This window comes from Faecalicoccus sp., from assembly GCF_036552745.1.
In the GTDB taxonomy this organism is placed as follows: Bacteria; Bacillota_I; Bacilli_A; order Erysipelotrichales; family Erysipelotrichaceae; genus Faecalicoccus.
In genome coordinates, this window is sequence record NZ_JAXKBY010000146.1 from 1 (window position 1) to 3,956 (window position 3,956).

3 protein-coding genes and 1 pseudogene are annotated in these 3,956 nt (G+C 37.2%); 1 reads left to right on the top strand and 3 read right to left on the bottom strand.

All coding sequences use genetic code 11. The features are described 5' to 3' along the window. Both U0M88_RS06970 and U0M88_RS06975 read right to left on the bottom strand, forming a co-directional pair. A pseudogene (locus tag U0M88_RS06970) lies at window positions 1-251 on the bottom strand (hypothetical protein); the annotation flags it as partial. Window positions 252-258: 7 nt separating this feature from the next. Next, a complete protein-coding gene (locus U0M88_RS06975; protein ID WP_331869349.1) occupies window positions 259-513 on the bottom strand; it encodes a PfkB family carbohydrate kinase in 255 nt (84 codons plus the stop codon). A gap of 296 nt (window positions 514-809) precedes the next feature. Here U0M88_RS06975 and rhuM point away from each other — a divergent pair, with 296 nt between their 5' ends. Continuing rightward, on the top strand, window positions 810-1,739 hold the full coding sequence (gene rhuM, locus U0M88_RS06980) for a RhuM family protein (RefSeq protein ID WP_331869347.1): 930 nt from the start codon (window positions 810-812) through the stop codon (window positions 1,737-1,739). A gap of 77 nt (window positions 1,740-1,816) precedes the next feature. Here the strand turns inward: rhuM and U0M88_RS06985 are convergent, their stop codons facing one another. Further along, window positions 1,817-3,700 carry a heavy metal translocating P-type ATPase gene (locus tag U0M88_RS06985; RefSeq protein WP_331869348.1) on the bottom strand — a complete coding sequence of 628 codons (1,884 nt, stop codon included), beginning with the start codon at window positions 3,698-3,700 and terminating at the stop codon, window positions 1,817-1,819. Window positions 3,701-3,956: the final 256 nt, after the last annotated feature.

Consider the following 3,956-nt stretch of genomic DNA (forward strand, 5'->3'; position numbering starts at 1 on the left):
AATTTATTCGTATCTTGAACATCAATTTCCTGACCGGTATAGGTTCGGCTTAAATCTTCACTGCATACAAAGTAGTCAATAAGTGGAGCCAGCGTAGAAGTCCATGGTTTTACAGAACCGGCATCCATGACAGAAGTAGCGCGTGGATATTTTTTAAGAGCTTTTAATGCGATCTCTGTTTCCCGGCCATCAATAAGGATGAAATCGGGATCTTCTTTTGGCCATTTTGGTTCTATGTGCGATTCCCACAAAGGGTGGTTAAAAATCGTACGACTTCCATTTCCGGGGTTGGTCAGTATGCAGCTGGTCTAGAATTTCTTTTCCCAGAAAATCATCGCCTATACGTGCAATCAGCGAAGTATCACAACCCCATTTTGCCAACAAAGCAGCTGCATTGGTAGCCGGTGCGCCAATACATTCTGTGTGTTCTTTCATGACATATTTTCGGTTTTCAATAATGGGTCCATCCATGAAGAACGTCAGATCATAGACAATCTGGCCAATACATAAAATTTTTGTTTCTGTTTTTCTCCCTTACGTATTTTTGCCATAGGTTGTTCCTTTTATAAAGGATATCATTATTAAAAATGTGAGTAAATATCTACATATACCTTGATGAGAAGTTTATAACATCTGAACAATAAGATAAAAATTGAAATTCTTTTACCAAAGTCACTTATTTGTAAGATTAGGTACGTATGATTGAGGTTATAAGAAAAGGTGGTGCCATAGATTAAAGCACAACACATGGCTTTTAAATTTTTGGTGTGTAAAAAACATGAGTATGAAATAACGAAGGGGATGATGAAATGGCAAATAATATTGTAGTCTTTAAGAATGGTGAATTGGAATTAGAGGTTAATGTAACGCCTGAAAAAGATACTGTATGGCTTACACAACAACAGATGGCTGAACTCTTTGATAAAGATAGAACAGTTATTACTAGACACATTGGAAATATCTTTAGAGAAAAAGAATTAGATAAGGAAAGTAATGTGCAAAATTTGCACATTGCAAATTCTGATCGTCCTGTTTCTTTTTATAGTTTAGATGTCATTATTTCTGTTGGTTATCGTGTTAAATCGCAAAGAGGTATTACCTTTAGAAAATGGGCAACATCCATTTTAAAGGATTATATGATCGAAGGTTATGCCGTTAATAAAAAACGTTTAGAAGTTTTAAATAAAACTATAGAAATTCAATCGAGAATGTTAGCTACGGCATACGAGATTGATGAAAAAGAACTGTTGGATGTAATAGAAGCGTATCAAAATGCATTATCCTTACTGGATGATTATGATCATGGATCCCTGTCAAAACCGGAAGGAACCGATTTCATTTATCGTTTAACTTATGAAGAATGCCGAGAACTTATTGATAAGATGAAATTTGAATCAGATGTGTTTGGTGTGGAAAAAGAAAAAGGAAAGCTCAACGGTATCTTGGCTGCTGTCTATCAAAATATATTTGGACAAGAGTTATATCCAAGTATTGAAGAAAAGGCGTCTAATCTCTTATACTTCCTTATCAAAGATCATCCTTTTGCGGACGGCTGTAAACGCATCGGTGCTACGATCTTTTTAGAGTTCTTGAATAAGAATCATCATCTGATCATTGATGGCAAACAAACCATATCGGATAGTGCTCTTGTAGCGATAACCTTAATGATTGCCGAATCAAGGCCAGAAGAAAAGGAAACTATGGTCAAATTAGTGATGAATTTTCTTGTGAAAAATTAGCAGTAATTTGTTTGGGAAAGATGTAAAAAAGAACAGGCACATATCACACAAGGTTACCTGTTCTTTATCCTATGTAGTTACAGCTTGTTGACGAATAAAGCTCGTATTGCGTTTAATACGGCAATAACCATAACACCGACATCGGCAAAGATTGCGATCCACATATTCGTTAAACCTAACGCCCCTAATAGTAAGCAGATTAGTTTTACACCGATGGCAAATACAATGTTTTCATAAACGATGCGAAGACATTTTTTTGATATTTTGATAGCCTTTGGAATTTGCATAGGATCATCATCCATTAAGACGATATCCGCTGCTTCGATGGCTGCATCACTTCCCATGGCACCCATGGCAATTCCAATGTCGGCTCTTGATAGAACGGGAGCATCATTAATGCCATCCCCGACAAAGGCCAGTTTTGCATGCTCTGGTTTGGACGATAAAAGTTCTTCTACTTTTTCTACTTTATCACCTGGTAAAAGGTTACTGTAAACAGCATCTAATCCTAATTTTTGACCAATTGAATCGGCCACTTTTTTAATATCGCCGGTCAACATGACTAACTTTTCGATTCCACAGCTTTTTAAAGCCTGCATTGCCTTTAAAGAAGTTGGTTTTAACATATCAGAAATGACAACGTGTCCTGCGTATTGACCGTTGATGGCCATATGAAGGATCGTTCCGGTATGATGACATTCTTTATAAGGAATGTGGTATTTTTCCATAAGTCTTGTATTTCCGATCAAAACATCTTGTCCATCGACTTTGGCAACAATACCATGTCCGCTGATTTCCTGAATATCTTTTACGCGGGAGCGGTCAATTTCATGATGATAGGCGCGCTGTAGGCTTTTACTGATAGGATGAGAAGAGGCACTCTCTGCCAAAGCTGCAATCTCAATCAGCTTATCATTTTCAATTTGATTATGATGAATACCGCTGACTTCAAAAACGCCCTGTGTTAATGTACCGGTCTTGTCAAAGACAACGATTTTAGTTTTTGATAATGTTTCTAAATAATTGGAGCCTTTTACCAAAACACCGGCTTTACTGGCACCGCCGATACCGGCGAAGAAACTTAAAGGAATACTAATAACTAGGGCGCAAGGGCAGCTGATGACTAAGAAAGTCAATGCACGATATACCCATACATGCCATTGTGGATCTAAATTCATACCTAACATTCGAACGATAGGTGGCAAAATAGCTAACGCCAAAGCGCTGTAACAGACGGCCGGTGTATAAATACGGGCAAAGCGTGAAATAAAGGCTTCTGATCTGGATTTTCTGGAGCTGGCATTTTCGACAAGGTCCAGAATCTTAGAAGCTGTTGATTCTTCAAATTCTTTTGTTGTCTGAATTTTTAGAACACCGCTCATGTTGATGCATCCACTGATGATCGCATCTCCGGCTTTGATATCGCGAGGCAGACTTTCCCCTGTTAAAGCACTGGTATTTAAGCTAGAGTTTCCTTCTAGGACAATGCCATCGATCGGAACTTTTTCTCCCGGCTGTACAACGATCACACTGCCGATTTCTACCTCATCCGGATCTACCTTTTGTAAAACACCATCGTGTTCAATGTTGGCATAATCCGGACGAATATCCATTAAATCACTGATGTTTCTGCGACTTTTACCAACCGCATAACTTTGGAACAATTCACCGATCTGATAAAACAACATAACCGCAATTGCTTCGGTATAATCCCCGTTATCATAAATGGCAAGCGCTATGGCTCCCAAAGTCGCGACAGCCATCAAGAAGCATTCATCAAACACCTGATGATTTAAAATACCTTTTCCGGCTTTGATCAAAATGTCATAACCAACGATCAAATAAGGAATCATATAGGCGATAAATCGCATCCATCCATCTGATTCAAAAAAATGTAAACAAATCATTAAAAAGGCAGATACAAGGATACGAATTAGCATTTTCTTTTGTTTCTTATTCATAAGCGCCTCCATTCAATATAATAATTGAACAATTATTCAACTAATAACTATACTATACAATATTTTAAGAAAGAATCAAGAGCAAAAATACCATTTTCTTTAAAAACCGTTTTCTATAACGCTTAACCTCCAATTTGTTGACATAGCCTTTTAAGTAATCGCAAATTTAAAAAGATCTTCTTTTCGTATTTGACGAATAAAAAAGTAACTAACTTGTCCTCTCAATCTTTTCATAATCAGTAACAGGAATTCTTGT

What these genes read in the sequence shown, in the direction of transcription:
- rhuM (WP_331869347.1), top strand. Translation starts at nt 810, where the DNA reads ATGGCAAATAATATTGTAGTCTTTAAGAATGGTGAATTGGAATTAGAG.
- U0M88_RS06985 (WP_331869348.1), bottom strand. Translation starts at nt 3,700, where the DNA reads ATGAATAAGAAACAAAAGAAAATGCTAATTCGTATCCTTGTATCTGCC.